We start from the raw sequence: 20,350 nt of genomic DNA on the forward strand, positions 1-20,350 counted from the left end.
AAAAACAATAATCAATATTGTAGATGTGAGTGTTGTTAATCCATCAATAATGAAGGCTAGGCTTAGATAATTTTCAAATAAGAATCCTCCTATAGCGGCTCCAACCATAAATCCTAGATTATGTCCTAGATAAGATAATGAATATACTTTTTCTCTCTCTTGTGGTTTAGATACGTCCGCTATTAATGCTTCAAAAGCAGGACCTTCTATATTAGCAAAAATACCTGCTATAGCAAATAATATAGTCATTAAATTACCAGGTTTCACAAATGCACATGATATAAAGAACGTAACACTAATCAAGTCAAATATTATTATTAATTTTTTACGATTATACTTGTCAGCAAGTTTACCACCTATTATATTAGCTGGTATAAATAATACTCCTATACCTACTGATATGTATGATATAGTTAAAGCTGAATATCCTATTTTCCTACTTAGAATAAGTGTTAATAGAGGCCAGATGAAAGCGCCCATATTGGTGATGATTCTAGCATAAAATATAACATATGCTGATTTGGATAGACCTTTGTATTGAGAAAACATATTGAATATCTTTTTAAACATGTAAAATTCCTCCAGTAAATTATAATATAATCATTTTAATAAATGGAGTTAAGCTTATGTCAAGAGATTATATTAACTGTTTATAATCAATATTTGTTGTGTTCATTACAATTATATTTCATATTTAGATAAAACACAAATATAATTGTATAATATGTAACGTTTTAAAAGTTACAACATAATATATATCAAAAGTACTTTTTTTATTCATGGACAAGTTTTTAAGAGGTGGTGACAATTATAGCAAAAGAAACATACAAAAAAACAAACGTTAATATACCTGGTAAATGGGAACAACTTTCATATGCTGGAGAAAAACGGGTGCCTACTAAAGAAGAACCTTATGCAAGTTCATGGCCTACATATTTCTTTTCAAGAGATGAACAAGGAAGATTTTTAGACCCTGATGGAAATATTGTAGCTTTCGAGATTAGAAGTCCTGATCAAGGAATTGATTTTGAAGGGAAACAACTTAGCATTGTAAAGGAAACACTTGATAACTTAACCGATTTTCAAAAAAAAGTAGCAACTTATTGGGGAACTGGTCCTGCTACGAAACAATTCACACCTATTATAGATATTTTAATTACTACCTATAACATCTCAGCACCAAGGGCCGCTCGAATACTTGCTGCTATACAGGGCGCATTAAATGATGCCTTTGTTATTGCATGGCATTTTAAGTTTAGATGGCAGATTCCAAGACCAAATCAATTGGATCAAACATTAAAAACTTTTTTATGTACCCCTAGACACCCTAGTTACCCAGCTGGTCATGCTACTATAGCAGGTTGTGCTGAAACAGTTTTAAGTTATTTTTTTGAAGCTGATAAAGAAAGACTTAATGAACTAGCTAAGCAATGTGCTATTTCAAGACTTTATGGTGGAGTCCATTATCCTATTGACCTTAGAGAAGGACTAAGATTAGGCAGACAAATAGGTCGAATAGTTGTAGAACAGCTGAAGAATCAATATGATATCAATCTTTCTCAGATAGATTATCCAATACTTGTTAGTAAACACCCTAAACTACCACCTCCACCATACAAACAAGTCATTCCTGATTTTGGCAGTATGAAATGTACTTCATTAACTATAGATGATGATTAGTAGAATTAAAAAATCCATGCTACTATATATATTAGTCACATGGATTTTTTATTTAATGTATTATTGTTATTGGTATAACTATTTCATCATACTACTTTTTTCTATATCTTTTCCACAATAAGGACATATGGAAAATCCTTTTTTTACGTACCTACCGCAATTGGAACATACATCAGCTAATTGATGTCCACAATTAGGACAAATATTATAATCTGATTCTACGGCACTACCACAATTAATACATCTTGATTTATTTTTTTCATTGCTTCGAACTACCAAATAAATGATTAACCCTATGAAATAGGGAACATACATAACAATTAAAGTCCACATCCAAGGATCCATCTGTAATCTCTTAGCATCTTTATGAACCAATATACCCATAATAATTGGAATTAATGAAATAAATAAACCAAAAATACCCACTATAATTGAAGGAATAATATCCTGTTCTTTGATCGCACCACTTAGGATTACAATAGATACCATACTCGCTATACCTAATATTATAACTGAAGTAATAATCCAAAATATTATTTTAAACTTATTAGTATTCTCGTTCATACAATTATAGCAGTAGTTCTAATTTAGATTTTACAGTTCCTTCAGGAACATTAAGTATATAACTTATTTCCTTGATACTCTTATCTTCAAAGTAGAAAAGAAGAATAACTATCTTATAATGTGGTTTTAGTTCTAATACTGATTTTTTTAATTCCTTAGAAATATCTTTGAATAAAAATTCTTCTTCTGGCAAATGATCTTTTGAGGGTATGGATGCTAATTCTTTATCCATTTTATCTTCTGTAAAATAATTTTTTATTTTACTGGACCATCTTTTTTGTTTACGATACCAATCTTTATAAGTATTTGATGCAATAGATAGTAACCAATTTTTAAAAAGATATTTGTCTGAATACAGTTTTATTTTTGAATAAGCTTTTAACCATGTTTCTTGGAAAAGATCTTTTCCCTCTTCTTGGGAACCAGTTAGATAGAAACAATATTTATATAGCATGCCTTCATATTTTTTAATAAGTATTTCAAAATATTCACTATATCCATTTTTACATCTTTCAATGATTATTTTTTCATCCAAGTCCTCACCCCTTTTGCTCTTGTCTGCCTACATCTATTATTACGAGCGAGATAATAAAAGGTTCGAAAAAATATTTTTATTTCTTATATTCTTAATTACAAATTCATTGGAGAGGAAATAAAATATGCAATAATAACTATGGCATCAATAGTAATCCAGATTACATTAAAAAGCATTAATACTATTGTTGATACTATGTTAGTCCTTGTTATAATTAAATGCATTATTGAAGATATTACCCCAGCAATAGGTAAAATGTGTAAAACAATTAATAATATATTAACTGTTATTCCACCATTATACTCATCTATGGAAGCCAAACTGTAAATTATTATTATTGTACCTATAGTTGTAATTAAAAACGCAAATAATGGAAATAAACGACTCAGAAAAATATTTTTTAATCTTTTCATGATGCTTCACCCTCCTATTATTAAATAGTATAATATTAAAACCAATAAATTTAAAGGGGTATGTTTTTAATAATCACTATTAGTTAGTATAAAAAAAGCATCCTTTCGGATGCTAAACATTCAATCTAAAATTCAAATTCAGAAATCTTAACATTCTTCCAAATCTCATCATTAATTTCTATTTTATAATCAGCTTGCCATTCTTCAACTTTTTTATTAAATGCTTGTAGCTTTAATTGTTCAATGGCTTGAGCTTTAATATTAGCTTCATTATCTTTTATCGCTTTAATATCTTCCTCTGTAGGTTCTATCACTTCTTCTAATTTAATGATATGGTATCCATATCCAGTCTCAACAATTTTACTTATTTCTCCTGGCTTGAGATTAAAAGCAGCTTCTTCAAATTCTGATATCATTTCTCCTCTTGCAAAAGTATATTCTCCACCATTATCTTTAGAACCAGGATCTTGTGAATACTCCTTTGCTAGTGCGGCAAAATCTTCTCCTGCTTTAGCTTTAGATAATATTTTCTCAGCTTCTTTTTTAGCCTCTACCTTTTTGTCTTCTGATAAAGGTTGATTACTATCATCTACTGTTTTTATTAATATATGTCTTGCTCTAACCTTTTTAGCATAATATTCATAACCATTTTCTTGATATCTCTTATATTGTACATTTTGGTCTAAAATAGCGTTTAGTTTCTCTTCATCAGCAGTATAATCCTTCATTTCTTTATTATATAATAATTTATATAACTCTTGATTTTCCATTGTTTTCTTAACAATTTCTTGAGTAATACCACTTTTGCCAGTACTTTCTTTCTGTAATGCACTCATAAAATTATTCACTTGGCTATCAATACCCTTTTGTTGTTCATCAGATAATTTTATACCCTTTTGTTTGGCTATTAAACCTATAAGGTTATTAGATTGAGCTGCACTAATGGCATTATCTTTAGCTACCTGTTCTACAGATTGCCCATCTTCTGTTGTCTGTTCCCATACATTAGGTCCGAAATATGATTCATATTGAGTTTTTATTTGCCCTAAATATAGATTGATTTCACCAAGGGTAATCTTATTTTCGCCATTTATAGTAACTATAGTATCTTCATAATTAGTATCAGGTTGTGTAGATAATATAATTGATTTCGTATCATTTTCCCACCCTACGGATACACCGAGAGCATCACATAATGAACGAACAGGTAAGTATGTTCTTCCATTATATATAATTGGTTCTAATTCAGTACCATCAGTATCTTTTGGACTAAATTCTTCACCGTCCAATACTGTTCTGATCTCATAAGATATCTTAGCGGTTATATCTTTTACTAACCCACTAGCTGAGACTCCTATTACAGCAGCTGATAAAAAAGTTGCAGTAACAAATCCTAAAATAAAATGTTTATAATTCTTCATTTCTTCCTCCTTTGTCCTAAGTAAATAATCACATATGTAAGTTATTTATACTTTTATTCAGATTAATTCATAAATATGGTATAAATAATGCAAATAATAATATAATTTAAATTTTCTTTAATTATATTATTATAATGATATCAGATAATAAGACATAGAGCAATAAAAAGTTCCATATAATTCAAAAAGGAATATCCCCCAACATAATTCTATTCAATACCAACATAGACCTTTCTATCTGGAATATAAAATAAAAATACATTAGAGAAATAATCCTTATACTTATTCTTGCTCATATGGAATTTATAGTAAAGTGAACTTTTTAGTATAAGTATCTGCTGAATTACTTCCTACCATTGCGTGGAAATCTCCTGGTTCACTTACTAATTCACTATCTATATTATAATATCTTAACATTTCTTCTGTTATCACAAATTCAACTTTTGATTCTTCCTGTGCTTCAAGCTCTATCCTTTTGAATCCCTTTAGCTCTTTTACTGGTCTTACAGTACTTCCTACCAAATCTCTTATGTAGAATTGTACTGTTTCTGTTCCTTTTCTATCACCAATATTTTTTACTGTTACAGAAGCAATTATTTTATCATCCTTAGTCATTTTATCAGAACTTAAAGTGAAATCTTTATATTGGAACTGTGTATAACTAAGTCCATATCCAAAAGGATAAAGAGGTTCATTGGGAATATCTATAAACTGAGAAACATACCTTGTTTCAGCAGTATTAGATGTTTTTGGTCTGCCTGTATTGTAGCAATTGTAATATACTGGTATTTGACCGGTAGCATAAGGAAAACTCATTGTCAGTCTGCCAGAAGGATTGAAGTCTCCGTATAACACTTCAGTAATAGCTGCTCCGCCTTCTGTACCAGGAAACCATGCCTCTATTATTGCAGGAGCTTTTTCACTGAGATTTGTTATTTCAAGTGGACGACCGCTGAATAGTAAAACTACAGTAGGTTTGTTTAATCTTAAAATTTCTTCTGCAAGTTTTTCCTGTACTCCAGGCAATCCTATATATGCTCTACTTCCACCTTCACCGCTCATTTCTGAACTTTCTCCTAAGGCTAATATAACAACGTCAGCTTCTTTTGCTACATTTACAGCTTCTTCAAAACCGCTTTCATCATGACCATTGATATCACAACCTTCTGCATATGATATAAGGTTATTTCCTATTCCTTCAATTAGATTTTCTTTTAGAGTTGTAATTTTTTCTTTTCTTCCTTGCCATGACCAGCCTCCAAGTAAATCAGTACTGTCCCCTTTTGGTCCAATGACAGCTACTTTTTTATCCTTAGATAGAGGTAGTACATTTTCATTTTTTAAGAGAACTATTGATTCTCTAGCAACTTTTCTTACGGCTTCTTTGTGTTCATTACACAAAAACATTTGTTTTGCTTTATCTCCATCCATACCTCTGTACGGGTCACTGAATAATCCTAGATCTTTTTTCAACTGTAGTATTCTAAGTACAGCTTCGTCTATTAATTCTTCTTGTACCCTGCCTTCTTTTACAAGGTTTTCAAGATTGTTAATATAACAAGAAGTCATCATTTCAACGTCTACCCCTGCACTTATAGCTTTTTCAGCCACTTCTTCATCATCTGCTGCAACACCGTGTACCTGCAATTCTCCAACAGCACCCCAGTCGGAGATAACAACACCATCAAACTGGAAGTTATCCCTTAGAATATCTCGCATAAGATATTTACTGCCAGAAGCAGGTACACCATGAATTGTATTAAAAGAAGTCATAACCATCTTAGCACCCTCATCTATAGATGATTCATATGAAGGAAGATAGTATTCTTTTAATTGTCTATCAGATAAATCAACTGTATTGTATTCTCTCCCAGCTTCTACCGCACCATAAGCTGCAAAGTGTTTTACACAAGAAGCTATATTATAATTAGAAGATAAATCTCCCTGATATCCTTCTACAAAAGCTTTACCAAAGACACTATTAAGATATGTATCTTCTCCAGTAGACTCCATCACTCTACCCCATCTAGGGTCTCTAACTAAGTCAACCATAGGTGAGAAAGTCACATGCACCCCTGAAAGTGCTGCTTCTTTGGCAGATACTTGTCCACACAACACTGCATTATTAAGATTCCATGTACATCCTATTGCAAGTGGTATAGGGAAAATGGTTCTGTATCCATGAATGATATCAGCCATAAATAATAGAGGAATCTTTGTACTGCTTTTATCTAGGTATTTATCTTGAATTCTCCGAGCTTCTTCAGCATCTTTTACTCCTAGAACACTACCTGAAACCCATATTTTTTCTTCTGATATCCCTAGGTCTTTTAAGGGTCCAGTAAGTTCTCCTTCAGAATCTTTTATATAAAATTGGGAAGCTAATTGCTGTAATTGTCCAATTTTTTCTGATAGAGAAAGTTCTTTCAATAACTCATTTATATCAACTTCTTTATTCATTATTAGATTACACCTCTCATGGAATAATTATATCATTAACTGTTAGCAACTTTCCCTGATAACAAGTTCTGATGAAAGACTTATTAGATTAGAAACCTTTTCTCCTTCTAATTTACTTATAAGACTGTTGGCAGCCATTGTCCCTAGTCCGAAACATGGTCTATGTACAGTACTTAGATTAGGAGTAACATATTTACATAACTCTATATCATCAAACCCGATAATTGCCATCTGTTCTGGAATACTGATTCCGTACTCTTTAAAAGCACGCATGGCACCTATTGCCATTTCGTCATTGCTAACGAAAAAAGCACTAGGCAATTGTTTTGAAGGAATATTTTCCAAGAACTCTCTAACAACTTGGTACCCTCCTTCTTCTGTAAAATTAGAAGTTAGACACCATTGTTTTGGAAAGTCCAAGTTAAATTTATCCATAGCATTTATAAATCCTTTATAACGTGTATTGTTATCATACGAATTGTTTGGACCTCCTAGGAAACCAATTTTTCTATGTCCTTTTTCATAAAAATAATTGATTGCCTCATAAGCTCCTGATTCGTTATTAATTAAAATACTGGTTATATTTTTATTTTTTATTTCTCTATCTAAAACTACAATAGGGAAATTATCCCCTGCTAAATCTTTTATCATATTGTCACTTAGATATGAGGCCAAAATAACAGCACCATCAACAAATCTTTCAGATAATACTTTTGTGATTTCACTTTTCTCCGAAAAACATTCAGCTGCAATAACTTCATAGCCATATTTTTTAGCAGCCTTGCTCACGCCATGAATAATTTCTTGATAAATGGGTCCAATAAACTCATTTACTACTACTGCTATCATATGGTTTCTTTTCATTTTTAAGCTTCTTGCAATACCACTGGGTTTATAATCCAATTCTTTTACTGCAGCATATACTTTTTTCTTAGTTTCCTCGCTTATGCTTCTTGTTCCGTTTAGAGCATATGATACTGTCGATATAGAAACTCCTGCTAATTTTGCTACATCTTTTATTGTAGGCACTTATCATCACCCTCTTCTATCCCTGCTTTTACCTATTATAACATATCAGATTAATATACCAAAACTAATATAACTTACTCAACGTAGATATTAACAATACCCTCTTGCTTCAAAATATCTTCAAAAGTATTTTTATCAACGGTAATTCCACCATGACGATATTCATTATCGAATATGGCAAAATCTATTTCCTTATCATTTATAATAACTTTTCTTATTTTACCTGTGTCACCCTTTATATGATAAATCCATTTTACAGGTTTTCTCATATAATTATAATTCAGAATCAATCCATCCAATTCCTTACTAAGTATAGGATCAATAATTATTGAATTGGATGTCATCCTTATACCAAGAATATTGCTTATAATTTGATTTAGATATATTCCAGGACCACTTGAATATATACGCCATCCGCCTTTTACACCTATATCACCATTACGAAGCTTATCAAAGTTCTCTTCATATATATATCGATCATTGAACATTCCTTCAGAACTACTGAAATATGTGTTACTCTGTCTTATTTCTGCATTTGGAACTTTTTCTTGTATTAGTATTGGATTTATCTTCATCATTGCATCCCATGCTTCTTGAGCCAATCCTAACTTAGCTACAGCCTCTATATATCGAATATGAGCATGAATATAATTTAGACTTATTTCTCTTCCAACATTAGATGCTTGTTCAGCTCTTTTAAAATATTCAATTACTCCACCTTTGTAACATGCAGGATGATTCATGAGTCTAACTCCATCAGTACAATTAAGATGTTCATCTATAATTCTTACATTCATATCAGCTTGCTGTTTTGATACTAATTCTGAAATAATACTTCTTGTCATAGGTAATAATCTATATTCAATACCAGTTTTATTATCTTCTGGATGAAGCATATATTCCATATCTTTTTCATTTTCAAAATACGCAAATCCTGCAATAACTCCACCTTTTATCAATAATTCATTGAAATCTTTATTGATTGATTCTGACAATCCTAGAAGTTCTTTGGACCAATCCTTATCTACTTTTTCAAGAACTTCACCAAGTTGTTTAATTACCTGATATGTAAGTGCTACAGTCCATGAACTTACTAATTTCTCTTTTAATTCTTCACTGGCAGGTTGAAGTGTATCATCCCAATCTCCTCCAGCATAAGAGATTAAAGTCGTATCATACATAAAACGTTGTTTTATGGTATCTACAGCATATTTCATATGTTCTATAAGAGTTTCTTGCTCATTAGAGATGCTTCCATCAATATTTCTGAAACCTATTAATTCATTTACAATATTAGTATCACCTGTAACTCTTAGATAATCTCCAACTACTTTCAATGGCCAAAGTACCACATCTCCATGACAATCTTCCTGCTGTATATGATAATTATCAATCATAAACCATTGAGGCCATTCCTTATTTTCAAAAAACTGATGTGAATATATCTCAATGATTATATCTCTAACTACTTCATAATGCTGAGTTGCCATAAAATATTCAATAGGTCCCTGACAAATATCTCTAGTTCCCCAAGCTGCTCCGCCTGGTTGTTCCAATCCGTGAGGTACAGCATAATGTATCATAGCATTATGAGTGTACCACCAGAAAATCTCATTTATCTTAACTATATCCCTATTATCTTTTCCTGGCAAATCTAAGCTGAAGCCACAAGTAAGTCTTTCGTAGAATTCATTATATTTTTTCTTCTCTGTTTCAAAATTATAATTATATTTTCTGTCTTCTCTATATCCAAGATTACCTGATATAATTAATTGTACAGATGCTGAAGGCTTAATTTTCAGTGTTAATAGTGTACCATTACGAACCTTGTCATCTTCAAAGAACACATTATCTTGTATTACATCCATTTGTGAACCATTTAACCTAATAGTATAATGAAGGTTTTCGTAAACTTTTCCTGTGAAACTATTAGAATTTGGTCTAAGGACTATTTTATTACTATCTATCTCAACTTCACATTGATTTTGAAATTCATGCTCTCCCATTACCAATTGATTAGTAATGAGCATCTCATATGCTCTTCCAAGTTCAGATTTAATTTCTAATATAACATCTGATGAATCAGCCGCTACGTAACTAGTAACAATCAACATATCTTCATCAATTTTATAGTACCATCTTGCAAAGTTCTGTCCCATCTCATATGCAGCAGGTAGAGTTAGAATTCGGTATCTTCCACTGTTTTTAATATAAATACGTTGTCCTGAATTCTTTTGTATATTCAATGTTCCTCTTGTTTGAGATAACATCTTGTTAAGAGAGGTATTACCTACTACAAGTTGTGAATTAAAAACACCATACATATAATTAGTAGATGTTATAGTTTCTTTACTTATATTTTTCTCATCTACGGCATTTGCAATGATATGTCCACTAGGTCTTTCTTCCAGCAACTCTTTTTCTTGTAAAACAATATGCTTATGTCCATTACTGAAAAAGGAAAGCAATTTACCTTGAACTTTTTCCTCTAGAATTCGTGTAGGAAAATATTTATCTAGTTCATTATTACTCAGTGTATCACTATATAAAGGTTCACCAATACTATCTGATAAACTAACTTTTTTTACTCTAATAAAATCATCACTCTTTACCTTATCTATATACTTCCTAGCATTTTCTTTTTCTTCATTAAATTCAATTGTTTCAACAGCTTTTTTAAAATCCTTTTGAAATACTCCATAAAATCCAAAGTTTACTGGTTTGTCCATCATTATTTTTTTAGTTTGAAGAGCAATATAGCTCAATTCATATTGATAATTATCATTTTCAAGATTACCTTCTAAAGCTGCTTCTTGATTATTTTTCTTATATGTTTTACAAAAAAATTGTGTTGCATCTGTAGAATAACCTACAGTCTCTATACCTTTACTTCCCTGTTGAATATATGGATATCCACAGGATTGTTTTTGATTTTGTCTGGAACTTATAACATATCCACATTTTCCTTTTAAGACTTTATGGTCTATATATTGACTGATATACAATTCGTTGGCTAATACTCCACCTTTATCTGCAATGCTTATATCTTGTCCATATACTATATCTACCGTTTCATTATTTCCATCCAGTATGATATCGTAACACCATGTATTCTCATTAACTAGGGTAAGTGTTATTTTATATATTATTCCTTCAATATTACCCTCCCATCTGACACTTTCATCATTATAGGAAAATAAACTATTAGAATTTATACCTAACATTTTATAGTTATCAATCTTAGTATCTTTGTAAATACGAAGATATATATTATTTATTGAACCATAGATAGGGTCACCTATCATCTGATTAATCATTATTTCATTATTTCTTATTTCTCTTAAATCTCCTGTATCTAAAAAAGTAAATTGCGTACTATCTTTTTTAATACTTATAAGATTATTTTCTTGTCTTAATCTCAATATGTGCATCCTCCTATTTTATTCCTGAAGTAACAAATCCTTCCATGATGTGTTTCTGGAATATGCAAAAAATAATCATTATAGGTACTACCATTATTGAAGCACCTGCCATCTGTAAAGCAAAGTTGGTTACATTTTGTCCCTTTAGTAAGGATAATCCTACAGATAATGTATAGAATTTCTCATCATTGGCAATTATCAATGGCCATAAAAAATTATTCCATCCTGCTATGAATGTCAATATTCCTTGTACTGCTAAAATTGGTTTTGATATTGGTATAATCAATTTAAAAAATATATAATATTCCCCTGCACCATCTATTCTGGCAGCCTCCATAAGTTCATTAGGAACTCCTCCCATGAACTGCTTGAAGAGGAATATATTAAATGCACCTACAAGACCTGGTAACACAATACCTAACATAGTATTAATAAGTCCCATTTTATTAAGTATGAGATAAACTGGAATCATAGTAACCTGTGAAGGTATCATCATTGTTGCAAGTACCATATAGAATAAAAATTTCTTCCCAGGAAACTTAAATTTACCAAAGGCATATCCTGCCATAGCATTAAATAATAATCCAATAAAGAATATGGCAACTACTATCAACGTGTTTTTCAAGTAAACCAAGAAATTCAACTCTTTAAATAATTTTATATAATTTTCTAATGTTGGTACTTTGGGAAATAAAGTTGGTGGCACAAGCATAGCTTCATTTGCATGTTTGAATGAAGAAAAAATCATCCAAATGAATGGTGTTAACATCAAAATACCACCTATGGTAAGTAATATTATCACAATAATTTTATCTATTTTCATTTTATCTTTTTTCATTTTTCTCACCTCAGTTATCATAGTTTTATTCCCATGCATCTTGTTTATTAATTCTAAATTGTATAAGTGTTACTATAATAATAATTACAAATAATACAAATGAACCTGCAGCAGCATATCCGAACTGACTTTGCTTAAATCCATTTTGATAAATGAATAATGCCATTGAATTGGTATGTCCTAGAGGTCCTCCGCTAGTCATGACCATTGGTTCTTCAAAAAATTGTATCCAACCTATTAAAGTCGTTATAGTAACAAAGAATGTAGAAAATCTTAACTGAGGTAATGTGATATAGCGTAAAGTCTGGAATTTTTTAGCTCCATCAATTTTGGCTGCTTCATAATATGATTTTGGTATACCCTTTAAGGCAGCTACAAATATCAACATATTTATTCCTATAGCTTTCCACACAGCTAAAATAATAAGTGATATCTTTGCAAGTATAGGATCTTGCAACCAGCGAAGTCCTTCTAATCCTAATCCATTTAAGATATTATTCAGAAGACCATAATTTGTATTATATAAGAATCCCCATACAACTGCTACTGCAACGATGTTAGTAACGGCAGGGGCATAGTATACTACTCTAAAAAAGGAAAATATCTTTTCTGTACCATAATTTATCAAAAGTGCTGATGTAAGAGATAAAAAAACTACAAAAGGTACACCAATCACAACATAAAATATTGTATTACGAATTGCTTGATGGAAATCAGCATCTTTCAATAATTCAATATAGTTTTCAAGTCCAATAAAATCAATATTATTAAAATTGGCTAATCCTTTGATATTCATATCTGTAAAGCTTATTCCTACAGAAACAAAAATCGGAATGATAGAAAACATAAATAGTAATATTATAGCTGGAGCTATGAATAGGTAAGGATATTTGTATTTATTCAATTTACTAATAAAATTTTTCATTTAGTCACCTGATTTCTGATTAAAATGGGGCTGTCGGATAGCCATCCAAAAAATGTATTATCCGACAGCCCCTTATTTTATGTATAAGTAATTAAAACTAATTACTTATCAAGCATCTTTTCAACTGTCTTGTTCAATTCATCTAATTCTGTTTCAATATCAGCTCCACCGATACTAATTTCTTCGAGGCTTTTCTTAACTTCCATTGCAATTGATTCCCACTCTGGAATGAATGGTGCTATTTTTGAATTTTTCATTTGTTCTCCAAAAGCACTAAAGAATGGGTCACTTACAAGGCTTTCATCATTCCATGCTTCTGTTCTTGCAGGTAAGCATTTCGCTACGTCAAACCATTTTACTTGTGTTTGTACTTCTGTCATATAAGAAATGAATTTCAAAGCTGCTTCTTCATTCTTGGTATTATCAAAAATTACAAGATTAGAACCGCCTACAGATGATGTGTTATTTTCTTTAGCTGGAACAGTACGAACAGCCCATTTTCCATCTATCTCTGGAACTTGATTCTTGATAATGTTTATCATCCATGGTCCACTTACAAACATTGGTTTGATTCCTTCTTTAAAAGCTTGAATTAAATCCATATCATCTTGAATTGGTGCTAATCCTTCTTCAAAGAAACTATTAAGATATTTTACTGCTTCAACATATTCTGGCTCATTAAATAGAGGTTTACCATCTTTTATTATTTCTGAACCGTTTTGCCATCCGTAAGGAATTGAAAATACTTGGTCTGCTAAGTCAAAACTTATTCCATAGTACTCATCTCCTCTTGCTGACAGCTTAGTTGCTGCGTCTTTTAATTCATCCCATGTATTAGGTCCTTCAGTATATCCTACTTCTTCTAATAAGTCAGTTCTGTAGAACATAGCACGTGTATCAACATACCAAGGTACACCTATATATTTACCATCAAATTTTGTAGTATCTACTGAACTATCAAAGTAATTAGCAGGGTCTAGATTAGGATATTCATCAATATATTGTGTTAGATCCTTTAATACTCCTGCTTCTGCAAATTCTGGAATCCATGTTGTACCTAATTGAACAACATCTGGTCCTTTACCTGAAGCAACTGCCATTAATAATTTATCATGTGCCTGATCCCAAGGAATAGCTTGTACAACCATATCAATATTAGGGTTTTTTGTTTCAAAATCATTCTCAATCTCTGATAATAATTTTGCTTCTTCACCCATACCCCATATATTTAAAGTTACTTTTTCATCTACACCTTCTGTTTTTGAGTCATTTTCTTTTGGAGTACTATTATCTTTTGAACCGCATCCTACAAAAAGTGATACAGTCAATAACATACAGAGAACTCCTGCTAAAAATTTCTTACTCATAATTATTTCCTCCTTTAATTATCAATATAATGTTTCGAAACGTTTAAACTGTTAGCCAAAAAATTTTTATTAGCTTGTAAGTATAATAACATCTTATTTTATATTTTTCAAGTATATTTTTTATAATTTGTATATTTTTATTATTTTATTTGATATTATATTGTTATATTTTCCCTCATCTCATGTTTTATATTGAGCAATATTATATTTAAGATTATATTTTTATTCGATACGTTTCACCTTTATATAGGTTTTTGTAATCTGAATTATCATCTTTTATCCATAATATATTTTTATTCTTTTATATTTGAGTATCCCTCATATTGTCAATCTTTATTCCAACAAAAGGATTAAGAAATCTCATAAAATGGCATTAAAAAATCACAGTAATTAATTTCTGTGATTTATGTTGCATAAATATTTTATTATTTTAATAAAATAGGCTAAATAACTTCTAAAAACATTAGTAAAAGGATTCCGCAAAATATGAATCCACTTACTGTCAACATATTTTTCTTCTCTTCTTTATTAAAACTATTTTTGATATGTATAATGGATTTATATAATAAAACGCTTAGTATTAAGATGCTTATCAACTCAGTCAAATGTATATTAATATTTCCAATATAATCATATTGATTAATGACTTCACCTATTTTGATTATTAAAATATAAACCAATCCAATTATATTAACATACCAAAAAACATTTAATTTTCTTCTATATGTAGCAACTACTATAATATTTATAATTAGTATTAACAAACTAAATATAGCTATTAGGAAATCATTTCCACAACCAAACTCATATAGTGTTTTTGAATAGTATGAAAAACCATGTTGAAATAATAATGTCACAATTAAAAAGACTATGTTTAGTATATTAAGCCATACTAATGTAAATTCTAGATTATTTTCTTGTTTATTATCTTTAAAAGTAATATCTCTTTTTCTCCTATTTAGCAGATACATTATTCCCCAAAAACATAGTATTCCAATCAATACAACATCTATATAAACTGAATATATCAATGATTGGAAATAATTAACTTCAAAATTAAAAAAGGATTTATTACTATCAAATGCATTGAACATATTAAAATCATCGATGCTACCTTTAGCGGTTGATGAATAGTCCTCAATTATATCATTCATATTATTATTAAAACTTAAGTTATAATTATAATCTCTATATGCTGCTATCAAAATAACAACAATTACGGTCAATATACATATTACACTCATTTTAAAACGTTTGTTCATATAATTACTCCTCATATATTATCTTATATTTTGCTATTAGTTATCAATTACTGCTCATACATTATATAATCCATTTCTTCATAATCAAAATCATTATATAACTTTTTAACATTCTCTTTTACTTCATCATCAACCACAAACCAATGACCATCTACTTCAATTTCGTTTCCTATGAGTGTTAAGTTATGTGAACCATCATTAATCTTAATTAACAGTTCCCAACCTTTCTGATTTTGAAAAGCTCTTAATATTAATGGCTTACCTTTTATTTGATTATAGTAGTTAACGAATTGGGCTATATCTTCTTTTCTGGTTATTTTCTTAACTTTAGGCGGAGATGAAAGGGTAGCTATGGTTATGCTTTTTATACTTTCTTCATGTAGTGTAGGCTTTGTTGATATATATTTAACCACTAAGATAATAAGTACTGATATAAAAAGTAATATTATTATTTTCTTATATCTTCTCATAATTAACACCATTCCTTAAAGTCTTAAACACCTTCTACAATATACAAAATATAAATTTTGTTAAAGTCATTCATTTATTATATTGAATAACTCACTTTTTTGTTGTATTCGATCTATTCCTAAATCACTAAAATTCAGTTCAATATTAAAGCATTCTTTTAATGCTATACTTGTTTCTCTTAATACATCAGCACACCAATACTCATTACCACTAGAAAGTTGGTCATAGCGGTCAACATCTTCATACAAAACTTTCGCTTTGCTATAATATTTCTTAGATTTATTATTATCAAGCAATAAATATATATCACCTAATAATTCAACATTCATTGCATATTCATTGGCAAGCCTAGTATTAACGTTTTGATCCAATACCGTTTTCTGTGAGAAAGCAATTAATTGTGCTAGTAAAATTGAGTATTCACTATTTATATTTTTATAATAGTAACAGCTTACATTAAGCAAACTATGGGCTTGATAATTATAAGTAAGATAATTATTGAAAAATAGTTTATTAGTACTTTTATAATTCATTCCAATAAGTTCATACATAGATGCTAACTCATTGTATCTTTGTTCTTTCAAAAGCATCATTCTTACTTTTATCAAGAAATCGTTTTGAGTAATTAAACCCAATAAATCGTTTTCAATAGTATGTATTGATTCTTTAATTAACGAATTTAAATAATCATAATATATATCTTTTGTATTTAGCATGAAATATAATCCCCCATATATGAATCTCTCTTCTTCATCTGCTCTATCCAATTATTCATCATATCAAAGCAAAGTTTTGAGCTTCCCACATTACAATGTCCTTCACCATACTCTTTATTTTATTCATTTATATAAAAATCTCCTTTTTTTGTGTGTATTATATATCACTGTATAAAAGGAAACTTTTAAATAAACGCTAACTTAATCTCTCTTAAAATCCGAAAATGATAATCCAAACATCTTTTTACACGTTGCAGAAAAATGTGATGGACTATCAAATCCTGCATGTATAGAAGCTGTAGTTAGATTTTCTCCACGCATATAATAATTATAGGGCTTATGCATTTTTGCCATTACAAAAAAACTTGCTAGAGATATTTTCACTTGTTCTCTAAAAAGATGTGAAAGACGACTCTGTGATAGGCATGCAATATTACTTAGCTTATCAAAAATATCTTTCTGTATACTTTCAGTTCTATCAATTTCATTAATAACTTAAATTACTCTATCATCATAAATCACTTGGGCAAAATTTTGAATATCACATATTGATAATATTTTTTTATCTAGTTCTTCAGTATCTTTACACTTATAATAATGAATTGAGACCTGATTAACAATTTCTTCATCTATTATTTTATATTCTTGTCCTTTGAGAAACTTATAACTGATTGAACGTGCAATTTCACTTGTTTCATCAATCAATAATATTATCCATCTACTCCAAATATAAGATGTTTGGCAAAATGTTTATGTTTGTTAGGAGTTTTTTCAGCAAATAATAATATATGGTCTTTTAGATAATGGATATTGGAAATATTTATCACCTCTAACTTTGTTAATACTCATAATCTTACTCAAAATTTGCATATTTCAACTTATCATTTAACTGCTCTTTCAATTCTTGATATGTATATGGCTGGTAGTTATCATCATGATATCTATCTTCTAACCAACCTTTTATAATGTTCAGGTCGTTAATAACATCTTTGAACTTTTGTTCCTCTTCAATGACGCCCTCTCTAATCTGTTCCATTTTGTATTGTTCCAATAGATGTGTATATTCTCTATAGAATTTACTAATGTCTAAACTATCATCTTCAAATAAATGCATATTACTGATATCAGCTTTTTTTAGAGCATTTATTATGTTCTGTATTTCAATCTGTGGAAATTCAGTTTCTAATATTTCATCACCATACAAATCACCAATAATATTAAAGCTGAGTATATGATCATTCATAATCATCTTCTGTTTATTGTCGTATGTTTCTTTCATCTTATTTAAATTAGTATTTACTCTCAATGAATATATTAATAAGAACAAAATAATGGGTATAAATATTAAATAGTACTTTTTCTTCATGCAAAATCACCTTTTTATTAATGTTATTTTTCTTTTTTAATTGTATAAACTTATTTATTACATAGATTTTTTCTACTTGATTATATACAATCTTGTTTAAATTCTCATTTAATATTAACAGATAATTCGGGAATAAGCAACAATATCACGCAAAATATTCTGTATATATCTTATTTGCATTGTATAAAATAACATCATACCACTACAAACTATTTTAGTCTCAAAGGGAACTGTGGGATATTATATAATTCAACTTATATAGTTTTGCCCTTAGATATTAAAATAAAGAAAAGGAAGCTTTGATATATGAGTATTATTAGTGCAGAAACCTTATTTCATTTCATGAAGGAATTTTCTTTCTTGGAAGATATATTCAATAATAAATTTTCTCCTAGATATTATAAAGAACAATCCGTGTTTTTTAATGAACCAGTCTATATTCTGATGAAGTGTTTTTGTGATATCCCATTGTCTTTAGTAAAAAAACATATAGAACAATACGGCTGTTATGCCATTGGATTCAATAAAAAATGGGGTATGACTAATAGAATTAATCCAATAAACTACTATAATGAAAACTCAAACTTCATTCACGCAATTAAAATACAATATGATGCATGCATTGATATGATAACCAACAAAAAAAGTATCAACTTTGACAATTTTGATTTAAATAGGCTAAAAAAAGCACTTGAGTACACTTTTATGAATTATAAACCTGTACGTATTGAAGCAGGTGCTAAAGATTATTATAATGAAAGAGAATGGAGATATATTCCTTTAGAAGAAGAAAAAGACTCTATTATAATAAAAAAAGATAATATTAAACAATTGTATTTAAGTTCAGAAATACAAGAAGAAAAGATTGAAGAATATAATGAAGCCATGAAAAATTATCATACCCTTAATTTTGAATTAGAAGATATAAACTTCATCATCGTTAAAAACAATGAAGAAATTCGTTATCTATGCAAGTTTTTTGATACTAATTATAAAGATAACCCATATAGAGAAATAGTTAAAACGAAAATTATTAAAAGCGAAGACATAGAAATGAATTTTTAGTTATCTACAAAGCTACCATCAATATAATATAATTATTTTTACAGCTGAATTAATATGTAATCAGGTACTAGAAGAAAAGGACTCCTTAATAAAGCTCGAATCCATATTAAGAAATCCTATTTCCCATTATTTATATACACAAATTATTTCATATTGGAGTCAAAAACTTAAATGTTTATTAAGCGCTATAGATTAGTTCCTGTTGCCCAAAGTGGTTGAGTTCCTTGGTAAATCACTAGATTTCCATCATCTTGAAGTATAAGATGTGCACCAGGGTTATTATATGTTTTGGAATCCCAGACTGGCATATCATACAAAATCTGATCATCTATATCGCCAGGATCTGGTTTACTAGGATATAAATTATGGTACATAACTAAATTACCATCAAGCTGCATTATAAACCTATTTGGTCTATGATTATATCCTGGATAATATGATATTGGTGATGTCCAAAGCACACCTCTGCTTTTACTATAAAGAACCATTTTTCCACCTGTTTGCATTTGAAGTAAATATTCATGATTACTGGATTCAATCCACTGCCACATACTTAGAGATTCACCAGGTCTTAAAGTATTTTCGCCATGAGCCGCTAAACAAGTCATACCATCTAATAATAACATAATTGAAAGAGTTAAGATTACTACAAAACTTCTTTTTCTCATAATTACCCTCCTGTATATAATTTTCTAATTTGTGTATATTTTGAATTATATCATACTATTACAAAAATACATATAATTATTTTATATATTGAGTCATTTTTTTACGTTTCTTATTTAATTAATGTATACTGTAATCACCACCACCCGT

At 29.5% G+C, this 20,350-nt stretch carries 20 protein-coding genes; 2 read left to right on the forward strand and 18 right to left on the reverse strand.

The features are described 5' to 3' along the window. A partial coding sequence (locus AACQ14_RS16065; RefSeq protein WP_339364605.1) for an MFS transporter occupies positions 1–570 on the reverse strand: 570 nt, incomplete at its 3' end. A gap of 228 nt (positions 571–798) precedes the next feature. On the opposite strand from AACQ14_RS16065, the gene AACQ14_RS16070 reads away from it, so the two are divergent. Continuing rightward, on the forward strand, positions 799–1,680 hold the full coding sequence (locus AACQ14_RS16070; protein WP_339364606.1) for a vanadium-dependent haloperoxidase: 882 nt from the start codon (positions 799–801) through the stop codon (positions 1,678–1,680). A 78-nt stretch (positions 1,681–1,758) separates the two neighbouring features. Here AACQ14_RS16070 and AACQ14_RS16075 read toward each other — a convergent pair whose 3' ends face one another. The 16 genes from AACQ14_RS16075 to AACQ14_RS16150 all read right to left on the reverse strand — a co-directional run bounded on the left by AACQ14_RS16075 (position 1,759) and on the right by AACQ14_RS16150 (position 18,469). After that, the gene (locus tag AACQ14_RS16075; protein ID WP_339364607.1) at positions 1,759–2,244 is read right to left on the reverse strand and encodes a zinc ribbon domain-containing protein; all 486 of its coding nucleotides are present in this window, start codon (positions 2,242–2,244) and stop codon (positions 1,759–1,761) included. 4 nt (positions 2,245–2,248) lie between these two features. Next, positions 2,249–2,779 (reverse strand): RNA polymerase sigma factor, encoded by a 531-nt coding sequence (locus AACQ14_RS16080; protein ID WP_339364608.1) that lies wholly within the window; start codon positions 2,777–2,779, stop codon positions 2,249–2,251. 95 nt (positions 2,780–2,874) lie between these two features. Further along, on the reverse strand, positions 2,875–3,192 hold the full coding sequence (locus tag AACQ14_RS16085; protein WP_339364609.1) for a hypothetical protein: 318 nt from the start codon (positions 3,190–3,192) through the stop codon (positions 2,875–2,877). Positions 3,193–3,317: 125 nt separating this feature from the next. Then, complete coding sequence (locus AACQ14_RS16090; RefSeq protein ID WP_339364610.1) at positions 3,318–4,613, reverse strand: peptidylprolyl isomerase; 1,296 nt, start codon at positions 4,611–4,613, stop codon at positions 3,318–3,320. Positions 4,614–4,916: 303 nt separating this feature from the next. Then, on the reverse strand, positions 4,917–7,073 hold the full coding sequence (locus AACQ14_RS16095) for a glycoside hydrolase family 3 N-terminal domain-containing protein (protein WP_339364611.1): 2,157 nt from the start codon (positions 7,071–7,073) through the stop codon (positions 4,917–4,919). 42 nt (positions 7,074–7,115) lie between these two features. Next, positions 7,116–8,102 (reverse strand): LacI family DNA-binding transcriptional regulator, encoded by a 987-nt coding sequence (locus AACQ14_RS16100; protein ID WP_339364612.1) that lies wholly within the window; start codon positions 8,100–8,102, stop codon positions 7,116–7,118. A gap of 74 nt (positions 8,103–8,176) precedes the next feature. Further along, on the reverse strand, positions 8,177–11,524 hold the full coding sequence (locus AACQ14_RS16105; protein WP_339364613.1) for a GH36-type glycosyl hydrolase domain-containing protein: 3,348 nt from the start codon (positions 11,522–11,524) through the stop codon (positions 8,177–8,179). Between the two features lie 13 nt (positions 11,525–11,537). After that, positions 11,538–12,362, reverse strand: coding sequence for a carbohydrate ABC transporter permease (locus AACQ14_RS16110; protein WP_339364614.1), 825 nt, complete (start codon positions 12,360–12,362; stop codon positions 11,538–11,540). Positions 12,363–12,387: 25 nt separating this feature from the next. Further along, positions 12,388–13,287, reverse strand: coding sequence for a carbohydrate ABC transporter permease (locus AACQ14_RS16115; RefSeq protein ID WP_339364615.1), 900 nt, complete (start codon positions 13,285–13,287; stop codon positions 12,388–12,390). 101 nt (positions 13,288–13,388) lie between these two features. Further along, complete coding sequence (locus tag AACQ14_RS16120; RefSeq protein ID WP_339364616.1) at positions 13,389–14,654, reverse strand: sugar ABC transporter substrate-binding protein; 1,266 nt, start codon at positions 14,652–14,654, stop codon at positions 13,389–13,391. A 443-nt stretch (positions 14,655–15,097) separates the two neighbouring features. Continuing rightward, positions 15,098–15,916, reverse strand: a complete 819-nt coding sequence (locus AACQ14_RS16125; RefSeq protein WP_339364618.1) for a hypothetical protein — start codon at positions 15,914–15,916, stop codon at positions 15,098–15,100. Between the two features lie 47 nt (positions 15,917–15,963). Further along, complete coding sequence (locus AACQ14_RS16130; protein WP_339364619.1) at positions 15,964–16,386, reverse strand: hypothetical protein; 423 nt, start codon at positions 16,384–16,386, stop codon at positions 15,964–15,966. A 66-nt stretch (positions 16,387–16,452) separates the two neighbouring features. Beyond that, positions 16,453–17,154, reverse strand: coding sequence for a hypothetical protein (locus AACQ14_RS16135; RefSeq protein WP_339364620.1), 702 nt, complete (start codon positions 17,152–17,154; stop codon positions 16,453–16,455). A 150-nt stretch (positions 17,155–17,304) separates the two neighbouring features. Then, positions 17,305–17,595, reverse strand: a complete 291-nt coding sequence (locus AACQ14_RS16140) for a helix-turn-helix domain-containing protein (RefSeq protein WP_339364625.1) — start codon at positions 17,593–17,595, stop codon at positions 17,305–17,307. 3 nt (positions 17,596–17,598) lie between these two features. Continuing rightward, a complete protein-coding gene (locus AACQ14_RS16145; RefSeq protein WP_339364621.1) occupies positions 17,599–17,808 on the reverse strand; it encodes a hypothetical protein in 210 nt (69 codons plus the stop codon). A 148-nt stretch (positions 17,809–17,956) separates the two neighbouring features. After that, positions 17,957–18,469: a hypothetical protein gene (locus AACQ14_RS16150; RefSeq protein WP_339364622.1), complete on the reverse strand. Its 513-nt coding sequence runs from the start codon at positions 18,467–18,469 to the stop codon at positions 17,957–17,959. Positions 18,470–18,775: 306 nt separating this feature from the next. Here AACQ14_RS16150 and AACQ14_RS16155 point away from each other — a divergent pair, with 306 nt between their 5' ends. After that, positions 18,776–19,534 carry an abortive infection system antitoxin AbiGi family protein gene (locus AACQ14_RS16155; RefSeq protein ID WP_339364623.1) on the forward strand — a complete coding sequence of 253 codons (759 nt, stop codon included), beginning with the start codon at positions 18,776–18,778 and terminating at the stop codon, positions 19,532–19,534. Between the two features lie 185 nt (positions 19,535–19,719). On the opposite strand, the gene AACQ14_RS16160 is transcribed toward AACQ14_RS16155, so the two are convergent. Continuing rightward, positions 19,720–20,202: a hypothetical protein gene (locus AACQ14_RS16160; RefSeq protein WP_339364624.1), complete on the reverse strand. Its 483-nt coding sequence runs from the start codon at positions 20,200–20,202 to the stop codon at positions 19,720–19,722. Positions 20,203–20,350 lie beyond the last annotated feature (148 nt).

It is taken from the genome of Vallitalea maricola (assembly GCF_036985595.1).
Lineage (GTDB): Bacteria > Bacillota > Clostridia > Lachnospirales > Vallitaleaceae > Vallitalea > Vallitalea maricola.